Origin of the sequence: Haloferula sp. A504 (assembly GCF_044385805.1) — a bacterium.
GTDB lineage: Bacteria > Verrucomicrobiota > Verrucomicrobiia > Verrucomicrobiales > Akkermansiaceae > Haloferula.
This window is the reverse complement of record NZ_JBISBU010000070.1, coordinates 1-23,744: the sequence shown is the minus strand read 5'-3', so window position 1 is coordinate 23,744 and position 23,744 is coordinate 1. Positions and strand designations below refer to the sequence as shown.

General features: G+C 64.9%; 31 protein-coding genes. 3 read left to right on the top strand and 28 right to left on the bottom strand.

Annotated elements, in window-relative coordinates; all coding sequences use genetic code 11:
• Window positions 1–27: 27 nt before the first annotated feature.
• The 26 genes from ACG2LG_RS21220 to ACG2LG_RS21095 all read right to left on the bottom strand — a co-directional run bounded on the left by ACG2LG_RS21220 (window position 28) and on the right by ACG2LG_RS21095 (window position 17,516).
• Window positions 28–831 carry a hypothetical protein gene (locus ACG2LG_RS21220; RefSeq protein WP_396262434.1) on the bottom strand — a complete coding sequence of 268 codons (804 nt, stop codon included), beginning with the start codon at window positions 829–831 and terminating at the stop codon, window positions 28–30.
• The gene (locus tag ACG2LG_RS21215) at window positions 824–1,132 is read right to left on the bottom strand and encodes a hypothetical protein (protein ID WP_396262432.1); all 309 of its coding nucleotides are present in this window, start codon (window positions 1,130–1,132) and stop codon (window positions 824–826) included. Before ACG2LG_RS21215 ends, ACG2LG_RS21220 begins: the two co-directional genes overlap by 8 nt.
• A gap of 64 nt (window positions 1,133–1,196) precedes the next feature.
• Window positions 1,197–2,090, bottom strand: coding sequence for a hypothetical protein (locus tag ACG2LG_RS21210; protein WP_396262431.1), 894 nt, complete (start codon window positions 2,088–2,090; stop codon window positions 1,197–1,199).
• A gap of 35 nt (window positions 2,091–2,125) precedes the next feature.
• Window positions 2,126–2,554: a hypothetical protein gene (locus ACG2LG_RS21205; protein WP_396262429.1), complete on the bottom strand. Its 429-nt coding sequence runs from the start codon at window positions 2,552–2,554 to the stop codon at window positions 2,126–2,128.
• Window positions 2,555–2,572: 18 nt separating this feature from the next.
• A complete protein-coding gene (locus tag ACG2LG_RS21200) occupies window positions 2,573–3,376 on the bottom strand; it encodes a S49 family peptidase (RefSeq protein WP_396262427.1) in 804 nt (267 codons plus the stop codon).
• Complete coding sequence (locus tag ACG2LG_RS21195) at window positions 3,373–4,776, bottom strand: phage portal protein (RefSeq protein WP_396262425.1); 1,404 nt, start codon at window positions 4,774–4,776, stop codon at window positions 3,373–3,375. Before ACG2LG_RS21195 ends, ACG2LG_RS21200 begins: the two co-directional genes overlap by 4 nt.
• A complete protein-coding gene (locus ACG2LG_RS21190) occupies window positions 4,773–5,036 on the bottom strand; it encodes a hypothetical protein (protein ID WP_396262423.1) in 264 nt (87 codons plus the stop codon). Before ACG2LG_RS21190 ends, ACG2LG_RS21195 begins: the two co-directional genes overlap by 4 nt.
• Window positions 5,037–5,052: 16 nt before the next feature.
• Window positions 5,053–5,631: a M15 family metallopeptidase gene (locus ACG2LG_RS21185; RefSeq protein WP_396262421.1), complete on the bottom strand. Its 579-nt coding sequence runs from the start codon at window positions 5,629–5,631 to the stop codon at window positions 5,053–5,055.
• A gap of 26 nt (window positions 5,632–5,657) precedes the next feature.
• Complete coding sequence (locus tag ACG2LG_RS21180; protein ID WP_396262419.1) at window positions 5,658–5,816, bottom strand: lipoprotein; 159 nt, start codon at window positions 5,814–5,816, stop codon at window positions 5,658–5,660.
• A gap of 28 nt (window positions 5,817–5,844) precedes the next feature.
• Window positions 5,845–6,093 (bottom strand): hypothetical protein, encoded by a 249-nt coding sequence (locus ACG2LG_RS21175; RefSeq protein WP_396262417.1) that lies wholly within the window; start codon window positions 6,091–6,093, stop codon window positions 5,845–5,847.
• Window positions 6,094–6,496: 403 nt separating this feature from the next.
• Window positions 6,497–8,329 carry a terminase gpA endonuclease subunit gene (locus ACG2LG_RS21170; RefSeq protein WP_396262416.1) on the bottom strand — a complete coding sequence of 611 codons (1,833 nt, stop codon included), beginning with the start codon at window positions 8,327–8,329 and terminating at the stop codon, window positions 6,497–6,499.
• Complete coding sequence (locus ACG2LG_RS21165) at window positions 8,326–8,895, bottom strand: hypothetical protein (protein WP_396262414.1); 570 nt, start codon at window positions 8,893–8,895, stop codon at window positions 8,326–8,328. Before ACG2LG_RS21165 ends, ACG2LG_RS21170 begins: the two co-directional genes overlap by 4 nt.
• 130 nt (window positions 8,896–9,025) lie before the next feature.
• On the bottom strand, window positions 9,026–9,442 hold the full coding sequence (locus tag ACG2LG_RS21160) for a hypothetical protein (RefSeq protein WP_396262413.1): 417 nt from the start codon (window positions 9,440–9,442) through the stop codon (window positions 9,026–9,028).
• Window positions 9,443–9,554: 112 nt separating this feature from the next.
• A complete protein-coding gene (locus ACG2LG_RS21155) occupies window positions 9,555–10,829 on the bottom strand; it encodes a WG repeat-containing protein (protein WP_396262411.1) in 1,275 nt (424 codons plus the stop codon).
• Between the two features lie 129 nt (window positions 10,830–10,958).
• On the bottom strand, window positions 10,959–11,675 hold the full coding sequence (locus ACG2LG_RS21150) for a methyltransferase domain-containing protein (RefSeq protein WP_396262410.1): 717 nt from the start codon (window positions 11,673–11,675) through the stop codon (window positions 10,959–10,961).
• Between the two features lie 16 nt (window positions 11,676–11,691).
• Entirely contained in the window at window positions 11,692–12,144 is a 453-nt protein-coding gene (locus ACG2LG_RS21145) for a hypothetical protein (RefSeq protein ID WP_396262408.1), read from the bottom strand.
• On the bottom strand, window positions 12,141–13,658 hold the full coding sequence (locus ACG2LG_RS21140) for a ParB N-terminal domain-containing protein (RefSeq protein WP_396262406.1): 1,518 nt from the start codon (window positions 13,656–13,658) through the stop codon (window positions 12,141–12,143). Before ACG2LG_RS21140 ends, ACG2LG_RS21145 begins: the two co-directional genes overlap by 4 nt.
• The gene (locus ACG2LG_RS21135) at window positions 13,655–14,302 is read right to left on the bottom strand and encodes a ParB/Srx family N-terminal domain-containing protein (RefSeq protein WP_396262404.1); all 648 of its coding nucleotides are present in this window, start codon (window positions 14,300–14,302) and stop codon (window positions 13,655–13,657) included. The genes ACG2LG_RS21140 and ACG2LG_RS21135 overlap by 4 nt, the downstream gene beginning before the upstream one ends.
• Before the next feature lie 17 nt (window positions 14,303–14,319).
• Complete coding sequence (locus ACG2LG_RS21130) at window positions 14,320–14,985, bottom strand: AAA family ATPase (RefSeq protein ID WP_396262403.1); 666 nt, start codon at window positions 14,983–14,985, stop codon at window positions 14,320–14,322.
• Window positions 14,900–15,127 carry a hypothetical protein gene (locus ACG2LG_RS21125; RefSeq protein WP_396262401.1) on the bottom strand — a complete coding sequence of 76 codons (228 nt, stop codon included), beginning with the start codon at window positions 15,125–15,127 and terminating at the stop codon, window positions 14,900–14,902. Before ACG2LG_RS21125 ends, ACG2LG_RS21130 begins: the two co-directional genes overlap by 86 nt.
• The gene (locus ACG2LG_RS21120; RefSeq protein ID WP_396262399.1) at window positions 15,127–15,456 is read right to left on the bottom strand and encodes a hypothetical protein; all 330 of its coding nucleotides are present in this window, start codon (window positions 15,454–15,456) and stop codon (window positions 15,127–15,129) included. Before ACG2LG_RS21120 ends, ACG2LG_RS21125 begins: the two co-directional genes overlap by 1 nt.
• Window positions 15,453–15,965, bottom strand: a complete 513-nt coding sequence (locus ACG2LG_RS21115) for a hypothetical protein (protein WP_396262398.1) — start codon at window positions 15,963–15,965, stop codon at window positions 15,453–15,455. Before ACG2LG_RS21115 ends, ACG2LG_RS21120 begins: the two co-directional genes overlap by 4 nt.
• A 19-nt stretch (window positions 15,966–15,984) precedes the next feature.
• The gene (locus ACG2LG_RS21110; protein WP_396262396.1) at window positions 15,985–16,182 is read right to left on the bottom strand and encodes a hypothetical protein; all 198 of its coding nucleotides are present in this window, start codon (window positions 16,180–16,182) and stop codon (window positions 15,985–15,987) included.
• Between the two features lie 25 nt (window positions 16,183–16,207).
• Window positions 16,208–16,903 carry a DUF2786 domain-containing protein gene (locus tag ACG2LG_RS21105; protein WP_396262395.1) on the bottom strand — a complete coding sequence of 232 codons (696 nt, stop codon included), beginning with the start codon at window positions 16,901–16,903 and terminating at the stop codon, window positions 16,208–16,210.
• Between the two features lie 25 nt (window positions 16,904–16,928).
• Window positions 16,929–17,108, bottom strand: a complete 180-nt coding sequence (locus tag ACG2LG_RS21100) for a hypothetical protein (protein WP_396262393.1) — start codon at window positions 17,106–17,108, stop codon at window positions 16,929–16,931.
• A 27-nt stretch (window positions 17,109–17,135) separates the two neighbouring features.
• Window positions 17,136–17,516, bottom strand: coding sequence for a hypothetical protein (locus ACG2LG_RS21095; RefSeq protein ID WP_396262391.1), 381 nt, complete (start codon window positions 17,514–17,516; stop codon window positions 17,136–17,138).
• A gap of 133 nt (window positions 17,517–17,649) precedes the next feature.
• Here ACG2LG_RS21095 and ACG2LG_RS21090 point away from each other — a divergent pair, with 133 nt between their 5' ends.
• Genes ACG2LG_RS21090 through ACG2LG_RS21080 form a run of 3 tightly spaced genes read left to right on the top strand, consistent with a single transcriptional unit; the run spans window position 17,650 to window position 18,752 of the window.
• Window positions 17,650–17,913, top strand: a complete 264-nt coding sequence (locus ACG2LG_RS21090; protein WP_396262390.1) for a hypothetical protein — start codon at window positions 17,650–17,652, stop codon at window positions 17,911–17,913.
• A gap of 30 nt (window positions 17,914–17,943) precedes the next feature.
• A complete protein-coding gene (locus ACG2LG_RS21085) occupies window positions 17,944–18,243 on the top strand; it encodes a DUF1778 domain-containing protein (protein ID WP_396262389.1) in 300 nt (99 codons plus the stop codon).
• The gene (locus tag ACG2LG_RS21080) at window positions 18,240–18,752 is read left to right on the top strand and encodes a GNAT family N-acetyltransferase (RefSeq protein WP_396262387.1); all 513 of its coding nucleotides are present in this window, start codon (window positions 18,240–18,242) and stop codon (window positions 18,750–18,752) included. Before ACG2LG_RS21085 ends, ACG2LG_RS21080 begins: the two co-directional genes overlap by 4 nt.
• Before the next feature lie 184 nt (window positions 18,753–18,936).
• Here ACG2LG_RS21080 and ACG2LG_RS21075 read toward each other — a convergent pair whose 3' ends face one another.
• Together ACG2LG_RS21075 and ACG2LG_RS21070 are read right to left on the bottom strand one after the other, a co-directional pair.
• On the bottom strand, window positions 18,937–23,535 hold the full coding sequence (locus tag ACG2LG_RS21075; RefSeq protein ID WP_396262386.1) for a DNA polymerase: 4,599 nt from the start codon (window positions 23,533–23,535) through the stop codon (window positions 18,937–18,939).
• Window positions 23,532–23,744 (bottom strand): helix-turn-helix domain-containing protein (locus ACG2LG_RS21070; RefSeq protein ID WP_396262385.1); only part of this gene is annotated, 213 nt, incomplete at its 5' end. The genes ACG2LG_RS21075 and ACG2LG_RS21070, both read right to left, overlap by 4 nt.

Below are 23,744 nucleotides of genomic sequence, written 5' to 3'. Positions count from 1 at the left end.
ATGGGCCGCGTGGCGCGGCGATTGGTTCTAGACATCCCCGCCAGCCTGCCGCCTTACCCCCCAGCGCGGTAGGGGGCCGATTTTAGGACGCTTACGACGCAACCGCCCGGCGGCAACCTCCATCGCGAGCCTGACGCCGGCTTCGGTCAGCACGTCGTCCATGTAGTCGAGCCTGCTGATCAGCGTGACCGAGGGTTTGGTGCCCGTCTTCACTGTGGCGCTCCCCGGCGCCTTCCGGTGCCTGGTGGCCCACTGAGCGGCACCACGGACCCGGCCACCGATTGCCTTGGCAGCCTTGATCCAGACCCCCTTGGCGAAGCCGACCCGCCGCTGGATCCTGGCGATGTAGGTGTCGAGTGCCTTCCGGCTCGTGACGATCTGGGCGGGCTCGCGCCGGGTGACGTTCGCGTAGGGACCGGTTCGGCTCTCCTGGTGGTGCTTCGGGTCGAGCCGGCCGACCGGGAGGTGCTTCCACTTCGAGGGGGATTCGGCGAGTGCCTTCCGCGCTCGTGCGAATCGCCGGTTCTGGATGTGGGCCCAGAACCGGTCGGCGTGGGTCGAGTCCGCAGCCTGGGCGCTCTCGTATGCCTGGTCGGGCGTGGCGAAGACCTTGAGGATGTCGCCGGCCACCGCCTTCTCGCCCCGCTTCTTCGCCTTCTGCGAGAACCCGAACGACCGGGTGTTCCGGGCCAGCTCGACGGCGAGCCCACGGGCCTCCTGCTTCACGAGCGATTCCAGCGTGCGGCCGACCTTCTCCGGGTAGCGGTTCAGCAGACGCGCCACGTCGCTGCCGCCCTTGAGTTTGGTGGTGAACTGGATCGGATCACTCATGGGGCGAGGCGAGGTCGAGGGTGATGAACGGCGAGGACGGACGGCGGCGGATCGTGGTGATGCGGTAGGTGCTGCCGTCCACGGTGACGATCTGGCCGTGCGCGGGAGTCGTGGTCAGGTCGATCTTGAGGACGCGAATCGACATGTCCGCTTCCGGCACCAGGCCGCCGAGGTCGATCTGGGCGCCGAGCTGCGGTTCGGACACCAGCGCGGCCACCTTCGCGCCGTTGATCTCCACCTCCACCCCGCACTCGGCGAGCATGGCTCGGAAGTCGGCGATGCGTTCGGATTGCAGGCTCATGACGGAAAAGGGCCGCCGCGGATTTCAGTGTCCACGACGGCCCTGCCAACCAATGCCAGATGGATCAGGCGCTGACGATGCGGCGGATACCGTCGGCGCGGGCCACCTTGAAGCCGTAGAGGCACTCGACGGTGATGTAGACCTTGTTGGCGCGGGTGTCGGTGTGGCGCAGGTAGCCGAAGGTGAGTCCGGTCTGCGGGTCGGTCACCGCTCCCGCCTCGTCGTATTTCGCGACCGGGGTCAGGTAGCGCATGGCCACCGCGAGGCCGCTCGGGTGGGCCGCCATGCCGACCAGGTTCTCGCCGTTGTCGGGCAGGACCGTGGTCTCATACATGTCGAACCCGGCGATCCGGTTGATGCGGGCCTCGATGACCCCCGGCTGGGCGAGCGGCAGGATGAACGACTTCGCCACCACGTCGTCGGCGAGCAGGTTCGAGAAGTAGGCGTCGTCCAGGATGAGCGAGCGCATCTCGGGCGGCATCTTCACGTCGGCGCAACCCTCGCGGATCTCGATCACCTTGGCGTAGTCGCAGGCGGTGGCGGCGAAGGCCGGGACCACCGGAGCGCCGTAGTTCGCGGCGGTGATCTCGGTGAAGATGTCCTGGAGGACGTCGTAGGCGAGCTGGCGGATCGCGGAACCGACGAGATTCTCCAGCAGCGGCAGCGCGGTCTCGATGTTCTCGCGGGCGGTCATGTGGACCGTCTTGTATTTGTGGCGGTCGAGGACGACGGGGACCACGGTCACGGTGGAATCCGCGTTCGCGGTGTAGTCGCCCGCGAAGTCGCTCGACGCGGAGGGCGCGCCGATCAGGGGCACGCGCACGGTGTCGAGGCGGTCGGCCGGGGCCGGCGAGAAGTTGGACGAGAACGCCCGCAGCGGGAGCAGGCTGTGCATCCACGGGGCAAGGGCGCTTTGGGCGACCTTGATGTCCTTGACGTTGGTGAGGGTGTTGGCCATCGGGAGATTCAGTTAGGTGTGAGAGCTGGTGGCGGTTACTGGGCGGCGAGGAGTTCGGCGCGTTGCTCGTCGTTGAGCTTGCGCCAGAAGGCGGTCTGCTTGACCGGGTCGGTGATCGCGGCGAGCTGGTCGGCAAGAGGCTTGCCCTGGCTGTCGCCCTTCGGGGTGGCGGAAGCCGGCTTCGGCGCGGCGGTGCCGTAGTATTCGGCGGCGCGTTCCTCGGCGGTCTTGGCGTCGGCCTTGAGCTGGTCGACTTCCGCCCGGGCAGCCTTGAGGTCGGTTTCGAGTCCGGTGATCAGGCCGGCGGCATGTTCCGCCTGCTCCTTGAGCTCCTTGTTGGCGGCGGTGAGGGTCTCGTTCTCCTTGAGGGCTTCGTCGAGGAGTCCCTTGGCATCGGTGAGCTGCGATTCGAGGTCGCGCTTCTCGGCGATGGCGGCATCGAGTTGTTCGTCGAGCGTCTGCATTTGCCGGTGTCTCCCGTGTCAACCCAAGTGGCGGAACCGGATGCGCCGCTCGACCTCGGCGCGGGTGTCGGCCAGCCCGGAAACGAGCCCGTGGCCGAACGCGGACCTCGCGGCGAAGTGCTGTCCTTCCATCGCGCCATCCGCCACCTGGCGGCGGGAACGCACGGCATCCTTGAATTGCGCCCACGTTTCCTCGACGCCCTGCTGGAGCCACGCCCGCTGGTCGTCGGTCAGGCTCGTCCCCGGCACTCCAGCCCCCTTGAATTTGCCCGCAGCGAACACCTCGATCTTCACGCCGGCCTTGGCGAATGCCTCGGAGCGGTCGACCACGGGGAGCAGGACCCCGATGGACCCGACCCGTGCGCTCGGGGCGGCGTAGAGGACATCGGCCTGGGAACCGACCCAGTAGGCCGCCGAGCACATCATGCCCGCGCTGAAGGCATACACCGGCTTGCGGGCGACGGCATTGCGCACGGCGGCGGCGAGCTCCGGGGTGCCGTTGATCGACCCGCCCGGAGAGTCGATGTCCAGGAGGATCGCGCCCACCGACCGGTCCCCGGCGGCGAGGTCGACAGCCTCTCGGACCATCTCGGTGTCCGTCGCCCCGAAGAACCGGGCGATGGGATCCGGGCGGCGCAGCATCACGCCATGGAGCGGGATGACCGCGAGCCCGTCGTCGACCTCGGCTCCGTCCTGCTCTTTGGCTGTGGAACCTGCCGCTGATGCGAGGGAGGCCGCCACGAGGTCGGTGAGCGAGGCGTGCGCCTCGGGCGTGATGAGCCAGGGGTGATGGTGGAGCAGTTCGGGCAGCGACGCGTTCACGCCGGGGGCTGCGGTGTCAATGAAGTCAGCCCACCGGACGGACGGTAGAGCAGCTCCAGGGGCACCTCGTATTTCTCGGCCAGCGCGAGGAGCGCCTTCGCGTTCTGGGCGCGGATCTCCATTTCCTCGGAGAAGTCCATGCCGAGTTCCGCGAAATGCTCGGCCAGCGTCTTGAGACCCATCTCCACGTCGGCGCGGTTCTGCTGCGCCTCGCGTCCGGCATCGACCGTGATCCGGCGGGGCGTGGTGAACGTGACCCGCGTCCAGTCCTCGACGGGCGGCAGCTTCCCGGTGCGGATCGCGTGGCCGATGACGAACAGCCAGGTCGGACGGATCATCCGCTCGATCAACACCGTCTGCCGCCGCGAGAACCGGCGGTCGGCCTTCGCCACCACGAGCCGCACCCCCGCGCCGCCGACCTTGGACGAGTCCGCCGCGAACTCGAACGGGATCATGCCCAGCGCGGAATCCCTCCGCAGGTGTTCGAGGAAGCCGGTGAACGTGGGCGATGGCCGGTTGCTCTGGAAGCTCTCCAGGTCCTCCTCCGGGTTGAGCCGGACCATCTTGCCGCCGATGATCCGCTGGAGCGTGACCGGGTCACTCGGCTCGGTGGCGGCGGTGGCCCCTGGGATCTGGAAGTCGCCGGTGTCGTCGGTGTCAGTCCGGTTCGTCTTGAGCACCCGGGACACGTCCGCGTTGTCCTTCACCGCGTGCTTCTCCAGGGCGAGCAATTCCATCTCGTCGAGGAGGTGGTTGATCGAATGCTGGAGGGTCGGAGCGCCCCGGACCTGGCTCGGGGAGTCCGGCTCGAAGACATGAAGGACGAAAGCTGCCTCCAGGTCGTCGAATCCGCCCTCGTCGTCGAGCAGGCGGTAGGCGACCGGTCGGCCCACGGGATCGAGCTTCACGCCGTCGATCGTCTCGTCCTCGCCGTCGTCGCCGATCCGGTGCGCCTCGATGAGCTGGAGCTTCGGCAGGTCCCGGTCGTCGAGCACGCGGTGGACAAAGACCTCGCCGTCGGTGTCGAGCGCCCGGCAGGCGAGGTGCTGGCACTCGGAGAAGCTGAACCGGCCCGTGATGTCCGCGCTGCGGGCCCACCGCTGGAAATGTTCCTCTGCCGCCCGGTTCCACTCCGGGTCGGGCGAAAGCGCCTGGGGGCGGATCCCGTCCCCCACCGCGTAGAGGGCCATGTTGCCGACCAGCTCGCGGAAGAACCCGGAGTTCTTCACCAGGTAGCGGGAGCGGCGGACCAGCTCGCTGCGCACGGACGCGGTGAGGTCGAATTTGGCATCCTGCGGCGCGGCTCCCGGGATGCTGCCCCGGCGCGACGAGGCATTCGCGGCCTCGTACGGGCCGGTGCCGAAAAGGAGGCGAACCGCGATGCGTTGCAGGATGTTCATTTCGCGAGGTGACCGGAGATGAAGGAAACCGACGCCTGGCCGGGCGGGCTGCCGTAGGTGTCCGGGTCGAGGACACGGAGCGCGTGAGCGCATTCGGCGAGCACCTCGTCGACGGGCATGGTGAACTGCTTCCCGGCAGACGTGCCCGAGTCGCTCCAGTTCATGAGCGTCTTGCCCTCAAGGAGGAACTCCTTCGCCCTCGCCTGGATCGCGAGGACCTCGGCAACGGTGAATCCGGTCACAAACAGTCCGCGGGCCATCTGCCAGCGTGCCGTGTCAAGCGACGGCGCGACCGTCCTTCACCCGCTCCCGTGCCTCCGCGAGGGTGATCCCAATGGCGAGCTGCAGGTGCGCCTTGTCCACGAACCGCTTCCAGCTTCCGCCCCATTCGAGGCCGAGGTCTTCACCGATTCGCCCGCAGCGTTCCATGAGCGGGCTGTCCCAAAGCGCCTGGCCGTTCTCGTCGAAGACGACGAAATCCCACGCGACGCCGAAGTTGTGCCACGAGTAGCCGGGGCGGGCGTTGGTCACCTTTCTGCCGGACTCAGTGCGTCCCTTGGCGTAGAGCGTGGCCTGTTCCTCGTAGGTCCGGGTGCCGCAGATGATCTTCACGTTGATCCCGGCTTCCCGGCACTTCCGCAGCCATTCGCGGGCCTTCCGCTGGGCGTTCGGGACGAGGGTGGCGAGGTTCTTCTCGGAGCGCGGGTCGAACTCGGCGGTGTCCGGCTTCGGGGTCGGTTCGGGGGTGCCGATGCCGAGGCGGTTCGCGATGGCACCCGCCGTGATCGGTCCGGGGATGCCGTCCGCGGTCACGCCGACGAAGGCCTGGATCTTTCTCCAGAGCGTCTTGCTCATGGCCGGGTGGGCGCGTCAACCGCCGCTCACTTGTCGGAGAGAGGCTCGATTACGACCTCGATGCGGCCGTCCGGGTGAACGCGGATCTCGCCCTGCTCGGCGACGATGGTTCCGCTGACCGGCGGGACGCTGGTGCAGGACGCGAGGACGGCGGCAACGCCGAGGAGAAGGATGGATCGCTTCATGATGCCTCGGCCGGGGTGTCAACGAGGTTCAGATCCCAAGGGGGAGCTGCGACGGCCCTTCAATTCGGCTTCCCTTGCGGATGTTGTCGGCTGCCCAGCGCGGGCACAGGTTGAGGTAGTTGAAGCAGATTGCCTGCTGGCGGGCATCGGTGAGATCGAACTGGGAGCAGGGCACGACGTGATCGATGTGCCACTCGCCGTAGTTGGCCCACGACATCTCCGCCGTGAACTGCCCTTCGAGGTGCAACCGAAGCTCGGCGACGGTCGCTCCCGTCAAGTCCAGGGCCGATTTGTCCCGTTTGCAGCGGCCCGTCCTGACCAAATCACTCAGCCGAGCTCGGAGGTGGCATTTGATCGCAAACTCCGGGTCGGACTTGCGCCGATTGCGGGCCCATTCCCGTTGCTGCTTTCGGAGCCTTGCCTTTGAGTCCTCACACCTGATCCGCTTTCGGTACGCTTTGAGGGATGCCTCCCTCACTCGCTTCCGGCCCTCTTCGGTTTCAGTGAGGCGGCGGTAGTATTCCCTGCCGGCCCGTTGGCGTCTGGAATCGAAGTCTGTCCCGTCGTTCCGCCGCCTTCGCGAGTAGGCTTTGGAGTATGCCGCTTGTTTCTCCCGCCACTCCGGGTCATCTTGGCGCTTCCTCCTGCGCCATTCTCGCAGCCGTCTGTTCTTCTTCTTCTCACGTTGCTCCGGGGTCACTCCCCGGGTCGCCTGTCAAAGTCGGGTTTGGAACGGACTCCCGGCCGACGATCTTGAGCATGGTCGCTGCTGCAGCCTGCATGCTCTCACAGTCGAAGTAGTGTTGGGGGCGACTGCCGATCTGTTTCCAAATCCACTGGCCCTTCTCCTTGATCCGATGTTCACCCTCCATCTGGGCGAGGTATTCGTCGTCGATGTCGTCGGGCACCTCCCATGTCGGTCCCACCGCCGGGTCCTGGTTGCGCCGCAGCCGGGCGAGCGTGTCCTTGATGTTCAGGTTGCTCCAGTAGTGGACGTGGCAGTGCTGGCGGTGGGAGAGCACCACCTTTCGCCGGGGCGAGTAGAACCGCTGGATGCGCTTCCCGTCCCGGCTCTTGTGCGGATAGACCGGGCGGCGGTCGCCGATGAGCGCGACCCACCCGCGCTTGGCGCACTCACGATAGACGTCGTAGGTCGCGTAGCCGGCATCGAGGAACACGAGGCTCGGATGGATCTCGAAGCGTTCCTGGAGAACGTCGATGTCGGTGAAGGTGAGGATCCGCTCGTTCCAGACCAGGCGGCTCGACCCGTCCGCCGACCACGACCGGACGACCGCGAACAGGTGGTCCATCTGGCAGTCGACCGTGAGAACACGCAGCGGGATCAGCCCCTTCCGCTCGGGCAGCGGTGCGGCGAGCACGGTGCCGGTCCGCGGGTCGATGGCGCCCTCTTCCTCCCAGCTCTCGCCCCGCTTGTAGCCGGATTTGACGATCTCCAGCTTGTAGTCCTCGACGTACTCGCGCCACGGCAGCCCGAGCCGCTTCTGGTAGAACTGCTGAAGCAGGGTCACGTCACCCTTCCGCGCCGCCGCCTTCGCCCGGAGGTAGAGTTCGGCCAGCGCCCCCCAGCTCATCGCGCACAAGGCATTCCAGTGGAATCCGACGTTCTCGGCCGACGCCTTCGGGTTCTTCCTGATGAACTTCCCGGAGGCGTTGAGTTCCCGCCGGGTGCGCTCGGAGTCGGTGAAGTAGTGGTTGCACGATTCGCAGCGCATTGATGTCGTGCGCCTCACCTCGTCGAAATCCCAGTCGCCGAAATCGTCCTTCGCCGACTTGCTCCATTCGACGTTCTCCCACTTGAACGGCTGCCGGTGGTGGCACTTCGGGCAGGCGAACGTCCATTCCCGCTGGTCAGTGGTGAGGAACTTCCGGTGGGTGTCATCGTCCTCCTCGCCGCCCTGGCTCATGAAGATGCACTTGCCCAGCCACCCGAAGGCGGTGACACGCGCCTCCGCTTCCGCCATGTGTCCTTCGGGCCAGCGCCAGGTTTCATCGCCGACCAGCCAGCGGATCGAGCGGCGCTGGAGGTTCGTCTTGTTGTGCGCCCCGAGAATCCAGAGCACCATGCCGTTGGTGAAGTGGATCGCGTTGTTCTTCCGCTTGTGCCGGTGGATGCCGGTGGGCATCAGGCGGGCGACCGGCTGGCATTGATCGAAGAGCTTCTGCAGGCGGGCCTCCGAGTAGTCGCGGGCGTCCTCGTCGGTCTGGTCGAGCCACAGCGCCGGTCCCGGCAGGTTCGAGATGATGTAGCAGAGCGTCAGCTCGGGCGCGGTGGTCTTCGACGACTGGACCGAAGCGATGATCGAGACGAGCCGAATGCGCGGATCGACGATGGCTTCCATCACTTCGCGGATCCAGGGAGAGTTCTCCGAGCGGAAGCGTCCCGGGTTCGGGGAATACGGGATGCCGTCGACGTGCTCCTCGCACCATTCCCACGGCGGCCTTCGGTCGGGCGGCTGCCACGCCTCGCGCCAGATGTCGTGCAGCGCTTTCATGACTCGTGGAGACAGCGCAGCACCTCATCAATCGCCTTCCGGCACTCGCGCTGAATGCCGGTGGCGTCGAGACCGGAGAGCACAGGGGGCAACTCGTTCTCGAATTTTGCCCGCAGTACTGAGGTCGCCTGGGCAACGAGCCCGATCCACTCCTCGCGGACCTTCGTGAGCGGCACGTATTCGCCCTTCTTGACGGCGATCCGCAGCTCCCGTTCCTCGACCTCGGCCAGCAGCTTTCGGGCTTTCAGCGCCTCCTCGCTGCCAGCGGGCGTCCTGCCGACCTTCAGACCGCGAATCCGCACGAACTCGCGCCAGTCGGCGACCGGCCACATGCCGTTGGACAGCGCCTTGGGGGAACCGTCCATCTTCTGCCAGTTGCCCAGCGTGCGGCGCGTGACGCCGAGGATCGCAGCCAGTTCGACCAGGTTCTTCGCGTAGGCCAGGGTCTCCGCGCTCCCGGCCGCCCGGGACTCGATCCGGGCACGCTCGGCAACGGTGAGGGGCTTCCCGGCGGCGACCTTCTTGACGATGTTCTGGAAGTCGGCGTCGAGGATCTTCTCAGCCACCTCCTGGGACAATTCCTTCGGCTCCACGCCGACCGAGGGGTGTCAATTGGAATCGGGTACGACCGATTGCCACTGGTGAGTCTTCATCAGCTTCACCGCGGATGAAAGCCCCTCTGAAAGGCTAACCTTGCTAACGAAAGAAAAGTTTGGCCCTTCCAGCGCGGATCTTCCAACCGACAATGGCCTTCTTGTCGACATCAGAATAGATCATTCCCGCTCCAATGACATACTCTCTCATGCCATCAACTTTTCGCTGAAGATCTGCCTTGCTTCCAATGTCAAACTGCTCAATCGCCGGATCATATGGGCCGGAGAGTCTCCTCTCTTTCCAGTCTGGGTGATAAAGTCCGGTCCTTCTGCATGAGACACAGACATCCTCAAAAACAAGCTTTCCTCCCTGAATGCACATCATCCTCAGATCACCCAAACCCGGATGACCTTCCGTAATCACCAGTTTGACAATCGGAATCACGAGGTCGCCCTCAACAAGTTCAGGAGGTCCAAACGTGGCGTCATCTAGAACCATGTCGTGAAATGATGGTTCCACGTGTTCTGTCTGATTTTCCTGTTTTTTCGGTTCTGTCATTGTGCCTCCCAGCGATGACGGAAGCTCGAGCTCTGAGCCCTCTGCGGATATCGCGTTTGCAATGGCTGGCGGTCTAGCGTATTGCCGCCGCGAACGCTTTCAGTTCCTCGACGTGCTCAGGCTTCAGAGACTTCAAGGGCACTGTGTATTCCTTGCGATCTTCTTCTTTGATGAGACGGACCTTGTCTCCTTCCACCGAGACTACACGGCAGCTGATCACCGATCCGGTAGTATTCGTCAATCGGAAGAACGGGTTGTCTGGAGAGCATTTCCAGGCCCCCTTCTCATATTGCAAGACTGTTTTGCCAGTGACGGGGTCCAATAGATCAGAGAAGTTAGGGACGGGATAGAAGTCTACGCCGAAGATACCTCGGCTGCCAAGCGTAAGGTCATGTACTAAATTTCCTTTGGTATCGACCCAGCCCCAGTCGCCGTCTGTCTTTGTGGCAACGTAGGCATAACCACTTGGCGAGAAGGGACAGGCAGCTCCCCAAGCAAATGGGATCGCAACGTTCCCGTCCTTGTCCACGAAGCCGTATTTGCCGTCCTTTTTGGCTGGAGCCAGACCATGCTGGAAGTAGGCGGAGCCCAGCGTGGAAGAGAACTCCCAGCCATCGGGTTTCTCGAAGACAATTGGCTTCCCGGTTCTGTCGATAAACCCAGCCTTCGCTCCCTTTTTTCCAACTAACGCGGCTCCCTCACAAAAACGTCCCGCAAAATCCCATTCGCAGGGGATTACGATTTCCCCCGTAGTATTCATGTAGCCTTGCTTGCGGGTCTTGAGATCTTGGATTCGGGTCAGTCCTTCATTGAAGCCGAAGTAAAAAGAGGTAGGCACGCCGAACCCTTCTGGCACACGCAGTTTCACTTCGCCATCTGTGGCGAAAAAGCCTTTGTAATGAACGTAGTCGCCAAACGCAATCATTCCCTCGTTGGAGGGCTTGAGAGCCTTCCATTCAACGGGAATGACTAGTTGGCCTTCCTTGTCGATGGCACCCCACAGCTTGTCCTTTTTTACAATAGCAATGTCTTCGGAAAAACTCCCGATCGAATCCCACGTTGGAGGAATAATTACGGTTCCACTCAAGTCGATTACCCCCCACTTCCCGTCACGCATCACGGCGGCCCGGTCGTCGCTGAATTTCTCGACCCTGTCCCACTGTGCCTCAATCACAATGTTTCCCCTAAGGTCTATGAAGCCCGCCTTGCCCTCATCAGAGTAGGAGAAGAGGCCCTGCCCGATAGGAGGTTGTCTCGCCTCGACGGTTGGGAAGACCATAGCGGCGAGGCAAGAAAGTGCTGCGAACTGGAGCCATTTACTACGACGGAAGGTTGGTATCTTCTTCATGACAGATGCCTTAGGGCTACAGGGATTGTGGATGGGAGGTCAATTTGGAAGTGGCCAAATCGCCCCTTCGTTGGGCGTGGAAGGTTCGCGCAGAAAGGTCAATTCTGCCAAGTGCCGGCAGCGGGAAGTTTACGCCTTGACCGCCACCCACCCGGCGAAGTTCAAGTGCCGCCAGAAGCAATCGACCGAGCGGAATCCCTCCTCGTGGAGCAGGTCCTCGTTCCAACGGGCGGTGACCGGGACGAGAACGCCTTCCAGGGACAGCCGCTTGCGGTCGATCTCGGCCTCCGAGTAGCCGTTCTGCTTCTTGATCGCCAGGAACAGGTCGACGAAGGCGTCGTCGAGTTCGGAAGTCGCGCCGAGGACCTTCTCGACCAGGATGAAGGCACCGCCGGGGGCGAGCGAGTCGAAGACCCGCCGGATGATGCGCTGGCGGTATTCGATGGGCGTGAACTGGAGGGTGAGGACCGAGAGCACCACGCTGGAGGTCACATCCGGGAACTCGTGCCGCAGGTCGGCAGGCTGGATGGTGACGCGGTCGCCGTGCGGGTTCTTCGCAAACTTCTCGCGGGCCGCCTCGATCATCGGTTCACTGATCTCCAGGCCGATGTAGTCGTTGGCCGCGCCGAAGATGGAGACGAATGGCAGCAGCGCCTCGCCCCGCGAGCAGCCCATGTCGATGATGGTGGTCCCCGGTTGGACGAAGCGCCGGCCGACCTCAAAGGTGACCATCCGCATCGCGTTGTACTGGGGGATCGACCGCTGGAGCATGTTGTCGAAGGCGGCGGTCACCTCCCGGTCGAATTGCCAGGGACCGTTGGGCATGACGTGGTCGTGCTCGCTCATGCCCGCGTCGCGGGTGTCAACGCGGCAGCCGCTTCACGATCCGCGTCCCCTCGGTAAGGCAGGTTCCTTCCTCCGTCACCCAGAAGCACGGGATGTCGAACCGGGCATACATCTCGCGGGTCCGGGGATTGCTTTCGATGGCGATGTAGCGGGCGTCCTCGCCGTGGACCGGGAAGATGTCCTTCCTGAGCAGATGTTCCTTGATGGCCGGCGGATTCCACCAGCCCTTCGGCGCGAAGCAGGCGTCGTCGGGCCGCCACCCGGTCTTCTCCTCGATCCGGTCGAGCGTCTTCATCATCCAGGTGGCCGGGCGGGCGGTGATGAGGATCACGGTATGCGGCCGGACCAGCTCGACCAGCCACTGGCGGTATTCCTCGGCCGCGAGGCGGGCCTCCATGCGCGGCGGGGTCGTGCCACGGGCCGGGTTGTTCGCTACCAGGGTGTAGTTCAGGTCGAGAAGGATGATCATTTCAGGTCAGTCTGAAGACGTTGGGAGAAGGCGTCCATGGCGCATTGCACGAGGTCCATGCGGGTGCCGTCCGGATACGGCAGGTCGAACTCGAACTCGATGGCGGCGCGGAGGCGGGCCGGATCGACCGGACGCGCCGACGCACAGGTCGCGTTGATGTTGTTCGAGAAGTCGTCGACCTTCACCGAGCGGAAGAACTGGCCGAACAGGTCGCGGAACTCGGGGATGGTGTGATACTTCTGGACCTTCGGCTTGTCCTGGAAGTCGCCGATCCGGATGCCCGGTTCGTAGTCGAGGCGGAACGCGATGTTCCCGGCGTTGCTCTCGTTCATGAACGCCTTGCCGTTGACCTGCCGCCAGCCGGATTCCCCGGCCGAGGACGCGCAGGCGTAGACCTTGGTGAACGGCTTGCACAGGGCGGCGCAGAGGCAGGCGATGTGCTCGCGGTCCTCGCGGAAAGGCACGGAGTTCAACACGCTGGCGATGAAGATGCTGGTCCACTCCTTGCCCGCGGCGACCTGGGCGAGGAACTCGCGGGTCAGTTCGACGCTCTCGGCCTTGTTGATGCCGCCGGGACCCAGGCGGTAGGGCTCGAACGGAGTACAGTCGATCCCCTGCTGCCGCAGGAGGAAGGTCTCGGTGAGGTGGCCGGCGCCGAAGTCGAGGATGCTGGTCCCGTGCTCCTTGATCCAGCGGGCCCGGTCGGCGGGCTTGCCGATGTCGAAGGTGTGGCAGGGCTTTGCGCCGTGCGTGGCGAAGATGAAGCCATTGCCCAATTCTCGCCGGACCCGTCGCGCCCGCCGGAACGAGTTGAACCGCAGCATGTCGGCGTAGCGGGTGTGGATGTCGAAGTCCATCGACAGCAGGTTCATCATGGCCCGGGCGAATTCGGCCTCGTCGTTGGTGACGAACACGACCGGGGCATCGACGACCTTCTTTTCGGCGAGCATTTCGAGTCGGCCGATCCCGTTGATGACCGTCAGGTCCTCGCGGCAGACGATGGGCATCAGGATCCCGTGGCGGTGGAGCGTCCGGGCGAGATTGCGGGCATACTGGATCCAGCGGCCGGCGTTGGCGCGGCAGAGGTCCTTCACCGGCACCTCCGCGGGCTTGAGGCAGCGCAGGAAGCCGTCACTGCCGACCTCCTTGTCGGGGATGCGTGCGGCGAGCGCCTGGATGTCGAGCGACTCGAGTTCGGCGGTCACCTTGCCGGGGGTGTGGTGGAAATCGAAGTCGTTGGTGGCGCGGTTGAAGACGATGTTGAGCGCCTTGCGCTGGTCGAGATCGAGCGCCTTGGTCCGGAACACGGGAACATGCGTAGCTCCTATCCGCTCGGCAACGAGGTGGCGCTGGTGGCCGGAAAGGATCTCGCCATCCGCGTCGGCGAAGATCGGAGCGATGAAGCCGAGCTTCCGCAGGGAGAGCTCGATCAGGTCAAGGCGCTCGGGGACCGCGGAGCGCGGGTTGTAGGTTGAGGGCCGGATGGCGTCGATGGGTTCGAGCGTGATCTTCACAGGTCAAGGCGGTTGCGGATTTCCTGAATGACCGAGTCCTTGTCGAAACCGGCGTCCTGCTTCACGCGGTCGCACCAGGCGACGAAATCATCCTGGCTGATGCGGAACCGGTAGAGCCCGACCGCGACGGTGACCTCGCTCTTGTCGAGTTCCTTGTCGTGGCGGTCGTCGTCATCTTCTTCGTCGGCGTCCGGGTTGAGCAGGGCGTCGAGGTCGGCGGGCTCGAAGCCGGCGAGGATGGTATCGAAGTCGGTCGCCTTCCACTCGCCCGCGATCTTCTCCAGCTCGTTGAGGTCGACGGTCGAGAGTTCCGCCAGGCGGTTGTCGGCGACCAGCACGGCGAGTTCGTCGTTCTCGTCGTTGAAGTCCTGGTAGTCCACCGGGACAACCTCGACGCCGAGGTGCTTCGCGGCCATCAGGCGGCCGTGACCGGAGACGATCAACCCGCTGCGCTTCGAGACGGTGATCGTCTGTCGCCACCCGAAGTAGCGAATGTTCTTCGCGAGCAGTTCGACCTGCCGCTGCGGGTGCGTGTTCGGGTTGCGCGGGTTGGGCTTCAACTCGCCCACCGGGACCAGCTTGTCGAAGCTGCACCAGACCTCGATGCCGTTGGCGAGGGTGCGGGCTTTGGGATCATCGGCCATCGCCGGTTCCGGTGGTGTCAACACCCGCCGACATCGAGCCAGCTTTCGAGATCGGCCAGCGCGGCCCGGACGCATCCTCCGCTGCCGACCGCGATCCGCAGCGCCGTCGCTTCATCGACCGGCCAGTGGCGGCGAAGCAGGTCGGCGATTTCCTCGGTGGTCGGTGCCCCGAGCTTGATCGACTGGAAGCGCGTCTGGAACCGCTCGGTGAGCAGGTCGAGTTGCAGGTTGCTGGTGCCGATCACGGCCCGGCCCGGCGGCAAGCGGTCGAGATAGCTGAGCAGGAGGTCCTGGGCATCCCTGGTGCAGCGGTCGAGTTCGTTGATGAGCTTCACCGAGTAGACCCCGAACAGCGACCCGGTGCTGAGGCAGGACATCCACTGCTTCACCACCTCGACGGTGACCAGTTTTCCGTTGAACTCCTCGATGGCGAGCGGGCAGCCGGACAGCTCGGCGGCGACCATGTCGGCGATGCTGGTCTTCCCGACCCCCGGAGGCCCGTAGAGCAGGAGCTTCATCGGGACGCTCGGATCGGCGTTGAGGCGGCCGGCCTTGGCGACCATGCGGCGGGCGACGGTGGCGGCGGGGCCGCACAGGTCATCGGGGCCGGTAGGACGCCACGCCAGGGGAGGCGTTGCCGGGTCCGGTGCCGGCTTCGGCAGAATCTTGAAGGATCGTGACATGGGGATTGATGAGTGCTTCGGCCACCGCCTCGGCGCCCTTGCGGTAGACCGTCACGGCGAGGAGTTCGCCATCGACGAGCACCGCCCAGTAGCGCGAGGGGTAGCCATCGGATTTCAGATAGCGGGTGACCTCCACCTTCATCAGAAGTTGTAGTCGTGGAAGTGGTGGCGACCGGGGATCACCCGCTCGTTGTTGGTGGTCCGGAATCGCCCGTCCTTCCGGAGGGATGCGCGGTGGACGCACCCCTCCGGATTCGGGCGGTAGGCGTAGCGCTGGCTGGCGTTGTTCACGCAGTGGCCGGCGAATCCGCCCGGGACGATCTCGGGCTTCCATTCATCGAGGGTGGCGACGTCCTCCCGCAGGTGGATCGTCTTTCCGCTCGCGCTGACCTTGATCACCGTGCAGGCGGTCCGGTCGGAGTAGTGGCAGACGGTGGCACCGTCGCCGACCTTGGGTGTCCAGTCGCTCATGCGTCCCCCTTCCAGTTCTCGCGACGGGCGCGGGTCTTCACGCTGTTGGGCGACAGGCCGAACTTGCGGGCTGCCTCGCTGAGGTTGCCGCACTTCTCCCAGTGGGCCCGGACCTTCTTCCAGAGGTCGTCGCCGTGGCCGGGATTGCCGACCTTGGCTGCGGGCTTCCTCCGCTTCTTCGGTGCCGGGCCCTCCGCGGGCGGTGAGCCGGGCTCAGCCGTCTCGGCGAAGGCGTCGTAGCGTCCCGCCGGGGGTGTGGGGTCCGGGGCCTTGATCGGCACGACGTTCGCCGCGCCGGTGCCGTCGCCGCCGGCGAGGATCTCGGCGACGATCTCGCGGATCAGCGGCACCGGGATCTCGGTGATGGTGAAGACCAGTCCGTTGAGGCTCTTGCGGCCTAGGGACTGTTTCAGGAACTTGAGGGCGGCTCCGCGGGTGCGTCCCTGGTAGCGGCCATCGAACAGGGTGGTCTCGTTGTCTTCGCAGACGATGTAGTACAGTTTGTCCATGGTGGTTGTGGGTTGGTGGTTATCGGTGGGTGGTGACTTGTCCGGCCTCGTCGATCTCGACCTGTGCCAGGCGCAGGCCGGTGCGGAGCCGCTTGCTGAGGTAGGCGACATAGCCGCCGCCGTGTTCGGGCGGATTCGGCACGATGCGAACGACGCGGTAGCCGGTGCGTTCGAGCTTGGTGATGCCCTGCTGGAGGGCTTGGGGCAGGTGCTTCATTTTGGTTTGGTGTTGGGGTTAGAGATCATTCGGTGAGGGGGCGGTTGATGCGGATCGTCCGGCCCTTGGTTTCCCCGGCGAAGTAGCTCGCCGAATCAACCCGGCGGCGGCGCTGGGCCCGGTTGCGGAGCTTCCCGTAGTGCTCGTCGACGTAGCGGGTGATCGCCGCGTTCTGGTCGACCACCGCCAGCGCGTAGGTCTGGCGGTCGCCGTCGCCGTAGGAATCCTCGGCCCGCTTCTTCGCGGCGGTGAGTTCGGCGTGGATGCCGTCACGCAGGCCCCGGTAGTAGGACGCCCGGTCGGGATTCCACGCCGTCTTCTTGAACTCGTTCCAACAGCGGAAGAAGGTCTCGCGGAGGAAGGACAGGGCGTAGATCGCGAAGTCCACGTCCTCGGGTGCCCCGATGATGTCGATGGGCGTCTTGCTTCCCCCGGACATCAGGATCACCCGCACGTTGAAGTGTGACTGGAGCAGGGACAGGATCAGCATGTCGGCCGGGTTGAGGGACTTCGGCAGTTCGTAGAGCCCCTTGGTGACGTCGATGCCCGCCTTCTCGCCGGCCTCCATGCGGAGCAGGGCCGAGTCGATGTTGTGGCGGGTCATCAGTTCCTGCGCCTTGGAGAGCGCCACCTTCGCCTCGTTCTCGGTGGCACCGCGGGAGCGGTCGGCCAGGCGGAGGAGCTTGCGGACCTTGTCGAGGATGTCGGATTCAGGTTTCATGGATCTCGGTGGTTGGTGATGGGCGTCAGCGGCTGCGGCGATTGATCTCTCGCTCGGCGTCGTTCATCCCGAGGGTCTGATAGGACTCGCCTGAGTATCCGGATTCGGCCCATTCGATGCGGGCCTCCTCGGTCAACATGGAGGCGACTTGTTCGATTTCTTCGATGCTCATGGCGTCGATTTCGGCGGCGGTGTAGCAGTTCATGGTGGTGGTGCTGGTTGGTGTTGGATGTCAGTGGAGGTTGCGGAACCGGAAGTCGTTGCCCGCGTAGCTCGGGCGGTCGTGCCCCCGGCGGATCAGCACGGCGGCGAACTGGCGGGTGGACTTCCGGACGAGCCTGATGCGGAAGTCGTCAGTGACCCGGAACGACACGCCGTCCGGGACGAGCTTCGAGGCGACGAACAGCGCCCATTCGCCGAGGGAGACGACGTGGCCGATGGTGCGTCCGCAGAGCGGTGAGGTGACCGCCGTCACGTCGCCCTTGGCGAGGACCTGGTTGATGATCGGCGCGGCCTCCTGGGCATTGAGAAGCGGCTCGGTGTCGAGGTTGATGTGGCGGTAGAAATCCTTGAGGGACTCTCTATCAGGCAGGGGTCGGGATGGTTGTTTCATCATCCCTCATCTGCCAGTCTGAGTGGGCACGTCCATGTCTTTCGGAGGTAATCTGTCGCCACTACGAAAGCCGTAGTTAGACATGGACATCGGGTGTCGATCTGGCAGAGCGGCGACCATGGCCTACCGACTCATGAACCCACGCTTCCCGCTCGGAAAGATCGTCGCCACCCCCGGAGCGCTCGCCCTCGGGATCGACCTGCAACCCTATCTGCGCCGCCACCACTGCGGCGACTGGGGCGACCTCTGCGAGGAGGACAAACAGACGAACGAGGAGGCGCTCGAACAGGGATTCCGCATCCTGAGCTGCTACCAGGTCGGCGGCGGGAAGCGGATCTACATCATCACCGAGGCAGGCAGGGAGGCGACGACGATCCTGCTCCCGGAAGAGTATTGACTTTCCGGCAAATTGCCGGATACTTCAGGTATGAGTTCCTCAACGAAAACAAAGCCCAAGCAGGCCACCGAGCGGTTGGAGGCCCGAGTTCCCGCTCAGATCAAGGCCCTCATCGGCCGTGCGGCGTCGCTCGAAGGCCAGACCCTGACCGACTACGTCATCGCCACCTTGCAGAAGAATGCGGCCGAGGTGGTGCGTGAGCACGAAATCCTGCGGCTCAGCGTCAAGGACAGCGAGGCTTTCGCGGCGGCCATGCTCGACGCCCCCAAACCCAATCGGAAGCTTCGTCAGGCCTTCGCCCGTCACCGCAAGAGTGTGACCATGAAATGAGCGGCCTGCGCTCCGAGCCCCTGGCTTCCTCCCACGACCGCGTCGGCTTCACCTGCGGGGTGGTGGCGCTGGACGACTACCTGCGGCGGCAGGCCTCGCAGGACGTCCGGCGGCATGTGGCTGCGGTGTTCGTCATGGTCGACGAGGGCGATCCCGGCACGGTCCTCGGCTACTACACGCTGGCATCGTATGCGGTGGAGACCCGGGGACTGCCGGAGGAGGTCGCGAAGAAGCTGCCGCGCTACCCGACCACGCCGGCGACCCTGATTGGGCGGTTGGCAAGGTCCATTGATCAATCCGGCATGGGTAGCGTGCTCTTGGCCGATGCCCTGCGAAGGGCTCTCGTGAGCACCGAGCAGATCGGGTCCGCCCTGGTGGTGGTCGAGGCGAAGGATGACAGCGCCGCAGCGTTCTACCGGAAGCACGGATTCCTCGACTTCCCCCAGGAGAAGCGGAAGCTGTTCCTGCCGATGAAAACGGTTGTCGCTGCCGTCGGGAAGTCGGGCTGACAGGGTGGAAGAAGAGTGGGAAATCGAACCGCGGATTTCCCACCCGGAGGCGGGGCTTCCGGGCTGGTCGGGCTGCATTGGATCGCCCCGCATCGCGACAGATTGGCATCGAGGGTCATGTGTCTGCCGGTGTTGCGGCGGGCGTTCTCCGCCCCGTTATGTGGGAAATCGCAAAATGGAGATTTCACGGAATTTGGACGCCGGTGGGGACATCCCGGCGTGAAGGGGCTTCCCTAATAGATTCCTTTATGCAGGGAGCGGCAGCTTCCGGCAGACGGAGGTGATGCGATGTATGAATTACGTCGGAGGTAGTAGAAGATGACATGGGCTTGCCGGTGTTCGCTGGCTGCTTCTCTGCCCATGACTTCCCGATGCTGGCCTCGACCTCGATGGGGATCTCGGGGAAGAGGTCGGACATCGCCTTGGTCATGGTGTCGATCATGAGCTTGCGGACGTCCTCGGCGCTCTGCTCGGGGCACTCGACGACCAGTTCGTCATGCACGGTGGAAACGATGCACGCATCGTCGGGCAGGCGCTGGCTGAGGAGGACGATGGCGAATTTGATACCGTCGGCGGTGCTTCCCTGGATCGGCGTGTTGACGAGAGCGGTGAAGCAGTCCCAGTTGCTGGCGTCGCGGGGGATCATGCGACGTCTGCCGATGCAGGTCTTCACCCATTCGGGATACTGGTCGACGTGCTGCCACGCCTTCCCGTGCCAAGCCTTCAGAGCCGGGTAGGTCTTGAAGAACTTCAGGCGGAAGCGGTGAGCCTCCTCCACGCTCATGTCGACGCCGTAGCTGTTGCGGGCGTAGCGGGCGAGGCCTTCATCGCCCTGACCGTAGAGGTTGCCGAAGTTGATCGCCTTGGCCATCTGCCGCTGATCCTTGGTGACTTCGCCGATGTCGATTTCCTGCATGGCGGCCGCCGTCAGGGCGTGGAGGTCGGTGCCGTCCTTGTAGGCCTGGATCATCTTCGGTTCGTTGGCAATCGCCGCCGCGGCCCGGAGTTCGATCTGGGAATAGTCAGCGACCACCAGTCTGCGTCCCGGGCCGGCGACAAACGCCTCCCTGAGGTCGCCGCGGCCGATGTTCTGGAGGTTCGGATTCTTGGACGAGAAGCGGCCGGTAGCCGTGCCGGTTGGCTCGAAACGCCCGTGGATGCGTCCGTCGGCGGTGACGTGCTTGATCAACGCCTCGGCCTGTTCGACCCGCTTCTTGGCAGTGCGGTGACGCAATAGGAGCGGGACGAGTGGGTTGTCTTCCACCCGCTTCAGGTCCTCGGCCCGGGTCGACTTCAGCTTCAAGCCCGCCTCCTGGAGAGCCTTGAGCAGCTTGAGCGGACTGGCGAGGTTGAGCGTGGGCGCCCCCAGGGCGGTGCGGAGGTCGTCGGCAGCCTGCTCCGCGATGACGCTCTGCTCGGCGACGATGGCCTCCAGTTTGCCGCGATCCATCCCGATGCCCGCAGCCTCCATGTCGACCACGCACGGGAGCAGCTGCCGTTCGAGCATCCAGACCTGGTCGAGGCCGCTGATCTCAATCTCATGCTCCAGCGTGCCGGCGAGGTCGTGGAGGTGGGCGACATCCCGGCTGGCGTAGGCGAATTGCTCGGTGGAGAGCATCATGGCACCCCAGTCCGAGTGGCCGAGGTCCTTTCCGGGCTCGATCTGAAGATGACGCCACAGGCAGTCGTCGAGCTTGTGGCCCCGTTTCAGGCCGGCGGTCAGCAGGCGCGAGGCGGTCATCGTGCAGACGACCTTGCGGGGATTGATGCCACACTTCACTCTTAGCCAAAGCAGGTCGAACTTGGCGTTGTGCGCGGCGATCTCGGCACCCTCCAGCACCGCCTTCAGCGGACCGAGGTCGTAGCCGATCGTCATCAGGTCGAGCATCCACACCGGTCCCCGGTGGCTGGCGACGGTGAGCAGCCGGATCTCACCACGGAACGGATCGAGGGCTCCTCCCTTCTTCGGGCCGTAGGTTTCGAGGTCGAGGGCGATCCGGTGCTCGCCGGCAAGTGCCGCTGCGACACGGGCCAGATCCTTGGGATCGGTGCAGAAGATCGATTCTCGCGGCGGGCGGGGAGGTTGGGGCGATCGGTGATGTCCGTCTATGCTCTCTCTATGTACTGTACTCTTTTCACACCACTCACTCTTCTCTTCGGAAGGCTCGGAAACCTTTTGCAGGGTATGAACCTCCCCAATATCTCCAACCTCCCCACGGAGGAGGTTGTCAAGGTCGACGGGATCGGGGCTGGACGGCCGGGTGAACATGACCCGCTGCCGCTCGCTCTTGGTGTTGTCCTCGATATGAAGCTGGATCCCTTCCAAGTGCCGCCCCCGGAACTGCCGCAGGGCCTTGCCGATCCGGACCTTCGCTGAGCGGGAGCTGAGGTCGCCGTCTTGGGCGAAGAACGTGAGCTCGTCGCAGTCGGTGGCCGCCTCGAGGAGTTCGAAGAGCCGCGCCTTCTCGATCCAAGTGTCGGGGTGGTGGTCGAAGCCGATCCGGAAGACCGCCCGCATCGCCCGCTCCTGGCGGTCGCCACCGAGGTCCTCGACGTGCTCGTGGGGCAGGCACGGGTCCGGCAGCCCGCAGCTCGTCATGATGCCACCGACGACCCGCGACCACTCTGGGAAGGAATTGAACGGGGTCGGCCCCGGCGGGCAGCCTTGATTGATCCAGTGCTGGACGAGTGCGGCCACCGCGCCGAGGAGCAGCGGGCGGTTCTCCAGCACCCAGCCGTGCAGGTCGGGGCGGGTGAAACTGCGGCCGTTCGGGTTCTCGTCGTAGAACTGGAGGGCGATCCTCCGGGTCCGGGGTTCGACGTCCTCGCGGAAGGTCAGCCCGACGTTCGCCGAGAGGCTGAACTCAATCTCGTTGGGCATGACGAGGTCGGCCTTCGCCTCCGTGCTGCCGAGGTTGCGCGCTGCGAAGGTCTTGGAGGTGATCGCACCGATGAAGTGGGCGTCCTGGATGTGCCCCTGGCAGTTGGCGAAGTGCATGATCCGCCGGCCCGACATCATTGCGGCGGTGATCCGCTTGCGGGTTTCCTCGCTGTCGCGGTCCAGCGGGGCGTCCTCGCAGGTCCGGCCCTCGTAGATCAGGTGGGTGACGCCGGCGAGGTAGTCTTTCCCGGCCCGCGGACGGTTGGCGGCGAAGTGCCAGAGGGGAAACCGGGCGTCCCAGCCCATCAGCCCCCGGCAGTACGGGGTGATCATCCGGGCCAGCGCGTGGGTGACGCTCTGCTCGTCCTTCCAGCAAAACTCCTTGTGGACGTCCTTGAGGATGTCGATCGCCTGGTGCAGGCCCATCAGCTTCGGCTGCGGCGCGTCGGGTGGACAGTAGGAACGAAACCGGGAATCGTATCCCGGTTCGGGAAACAGGATGTCCGACCCGCGGGCGATGGGGAGCTGGATGTCGAGGATGCGGATGATCTCGGGCAGCTGGATCCGGAACTGCGGGGCGGCCATGAGCTTGCCGGCGCACTCGCGCGACATGCTCTTCGCGTGGAATTCAAAATCGCCCTCGTCGTTCTGCACCAGGATCCCCGGTTCGACGAACTTCTCGGCGGCGGTGACAGCCTCGACCGGCTGGACCGGGGCGAAGACCAGCGAGGTCACCTTCTCGGTGATTTCGCGCGTTTCCACCGAGCAGACATGCGCTCCCTTCCGGAACCACTCCTTGCGGGGGCCGAGCGCGGCACCCATCTCGGTGGCGAACTCGGAATCCGGGCGTCCGAGTCCCGGCAGCAGGATGCGCGGGCGGCCGTCCATGTTCTCCTGACCGGCCTCCCACTGGCGCATGCGGCCGCAGTGGCTCGCGACCAGCCCCGGCTTCTTCTCCTCAAGCCACTCGACGAGGCTCTTGAAGTTCCGTTCGGCACAGTGGGCGTGGAGGCATTTGAAGGCAGGGAGCCGCTCGGGCGGGTTGAACACAATGGTGCCGCTGTCGGCGGACAGGTCCGCGGTCCCGCTGTGATGCTCGGCCCACGGGCAGCGCACCGACCACTTGTGATCGTCGGGATCCAGACACTCGCCAAGCAGGTCGGCCTCCTCGAGCGCCGCGACGAGGTCCAGGCTGCGGAGATCCTCCTTCCAGTCCGCCAGCCAGCTCCGGTCCTTCTTCCGCTTCTTCCCCTCGACGCCCCCGCCGCCGTCCTCGCGGAACCCGAACCAGGCGCTGAGGTCGCCCCACGACACCAGCGGAATCTCGCCGGTGACCTCCCAGTGGTATTGATGGCCGCTGGCGTGGACCGACGGCGAGAGGACGATCGTCAGCCCCGCGAAGAACAGCTCGGCGGTGATCGTCTCGCTGATCTCGCTCACCAGCGCCGACTTCGCCATCAGGACGGACGCCGGCAGGTCCCGGCATCGGAAGACCAGGTGGACGCCGCCACCGGTGCGCTCGCGCGGCACCTCGGCCAGCCCCGGGACGCCGGCCAGCCATTCCATGACCGACGCCCCCTTGTCGGATTTCGAATCCAGGTCGACGTGGACGAAGTCGCCGTCGATGGCGCAGCCGAGATTGTATTCTTTCTTGCCGCCGAAGTAGCGGGCGATGAACTCGGGAGTGGCATCCTCCAGCGTGTGGTGTTTCCAGCCCTTGAGGACCGCCTTCTTCCCGCGCTCCCTGCCGCGGCCCTGGTTGGGTCCGTAGAGCGGCTGGATCGCCCAGCCCAGCGCCTCGACGTAATACCGGGCCGCCTCGAAGCGGCCCATGTCGTTAATGCCGACGGGGATTGCCGGTCCGATCGAGGCGGTCTCCTGTGGGGTCGCCTCGTCGCTCACGGCTGATCCTCCCCGGTCGTGGCTTCGTCACGGATGGCGGCACCGCCGACGGTCAGGGCGTCGAGGGCACGGTCGAGGTCGCTCTGGCGGTAGCGCAGGGCCCGGCCGATCCGAATGAACGGGATCAGCCCCTGGATGCGCCAGGTGTAGAGTTGGCGGGGCCGGATGCGGAGGTATTCGCAGGCTTCGAGGTCGGTCAAAAGCCGGTC

What these genes read in the sequence shown, in the direction of transcription:
- ACG2LG_RS21220 (WP_396262434.1), bottom strand. Translation starts at nt 831, where the DNA reads ATGAGTGATCCGATCCAGTTCACCACCAAACTCAAGGGCGGCAGCGAC.
- ACG2LG_RS21215 (WP_396262432.1), bottom strand. Translation starts at nt 1,132, where the DNA reads ATGAGCCTGCAATCCGAACGCATCGCCGACTTCCGAGCCATGCTCGCC.
- ACG2LG_RS21210 (WP_396262431.1), bottom strand. Translation starts at nt 2,090, where the DNA reads ATGGCCAACACCCTCACCAACGTCAAGGACATCAAGGTCGCCCAAAGC.
- ACG2LG_RS21205 (WP_396262429.1), bottom strand. Translation starts at nt 2,554, where the DNA reads ATGCAGACGCTCGACGAACAACTCGATGCCGCCATCGCCGAGAAGCGC.
- ACG2LG_RS21195 (WP_396262425.1), bottom strand. Translation starts at nt 4,776, where the DNA reads ATGAACATCCTGCAACGCATCGCGGTTCGCCTCCTTTTCGGCACCGGC.
- ACG2LG_RS21190 (WP_396262423.1), bottom strand. Translation starts at nt 5,036, where the DNA reads ATGGCCCGCGGACTGTTTGTGACCGGATTCACCGTTGCCGAGGTCCTC.
- ACG2LG_RS21185 (WP_396262421.1), bottom strand. Translation starts at nt 5,631, where the DNA reads ATGAGCAAGACGCTCTGGAGAAAGATCCAGGCCTTCGTCGGCGTGACC.
- ACG2LG_RS21180 (WP_396262419.1), bottom strand. Translation starts at nt 5,816, where the DNA reads ATGAAGCGATCCATCCTTCTCCTCGGCGTTGCCGCCGTCCTCGCGTCC.
- ACG2LG_RS21170 (WP_396262416.1), bottom strand. Translation starts at nt 8,329, where the DNA reads ATGAAAGCGCTGCACGACATCTGGCGCGAGGCGTGGCAGCCGCCCGAC.
- ACG2LG_RS21155 (WP_396262411.1), bottom strand. Translation starts at nt 10,829, where the DNA reads ATGAAGAAGATACCAACCTTCCGTCGTAGTAAATGGCTCCAGTTCGCA.
- ACG2LG_RS21150 (WP_396262410.1), bottom strand. Translation starts at nt 11,675, where the DNA reads ATGAGCGAGCACGACCACGTCATGCCCAACGGTCCCTGGCAATTCGAC.
- ACG2LG_RS21145 (WP_396262408.1), bottom strand. Translation starts at nt 12,144, where the DNA reads ATGATCATCCTTCTCGACCTGAACTACACCCTGGTAGCGAACAACCCG.
- ACG2LG_RS21135 (WP_396262404.1), bottom strand. Translation starts at nt 14,302, where the DNA reads ATGGCCGATGATCCCAAAGCCCGCACCCTCGCCAACGGCATCGAGGTC.
- ACG2LG_RS21130 (WP_396262403.1), bottom strand. Translation starts at nt 14,985, where the DNA reads ATGTCACGATCCTTCAAGATTCTGCCGAAGCCGGCACCGGACCCGGCA.
- ACG2LG_RS21125 (WP_396262401.1), bottom strand. Translation starts at nt 15,127, where the DNA reads ATGAAGGTGGAGGTCACCCGCTATCTGAAATCCGATGGCTACCCCTCG.
- ACG2LG_RS21120 (WP_396262399.1), bottom strand. Translation starts at nt 15,456, where the DNA reads ATGAGCGACTGGACACCCAAGGTCGGCGACGGTGCCACCGTCTGCCAC.
- ACG2LG_RS21115 (WP_396262398.1), bottom strand. Translation starts at nt 15,965, where the DNA reads ATGGACAAACTGTACTACATCGTCTGCGAAGACAACGAGACCACCCTG.
- ACG2LG_RS21110 (WP_396262396.1), bottom strand. Translation starts at nt 16,182, where the DNA reads ATGAAGCACCTGCCCCAAGCCCTCCAGCAGGGCATCACCAAGCTCGAA.
- ACG2LG_RS21105 (WP_396262395.1), bottom strand. Translation starts at nt 16,903, where the DNA reads ATGAAACCTGAATCCGACATCCTCGACAAGGTCCGCAAGCTCCTCCGC.
- ACG2LG_RS21100 (WP_396262393.1), bottom strand. Translation starts at nt 17,108, where the DNA reads ATGAACTGCTACACCGCCGCCGAAATCGACGCCATGAGCATCGAAGAA.
- ACG2LG_RS21095 (WP_396262391.1), bottom strand. Translation starts at nt 17,516, where the DNA reads ATGAAACAACCATCCCGACCCCTGCCTGATAGAGAGTCCCTCAAGGAT.
- ACG2LG_RS21090 (WP_396262390.1), top strand. Translation starts at nt 17,650, where the DNA reads ATGAACCCACGCTTCCCGCTCGGAAAGATCGTCGCCACCCCCGGAGCG.
- ACG2LG_RS21085 (WP_396262389.1), top strand. Translation starts at nt 17,944, where the DNA reads ATGAGTTCCTCAACGAAAACAAAGCCCAAGCAGGCCACCGAGCGGTTG.
- ACG2LG_RS21080 (WP_396262387.1), top strand. Translation starts at nt 18,240, where the DNA reads ATGAGCGGCCTGCGCTCCGAGCCCCTGGCTTCCTCCCACGACCGCGTC.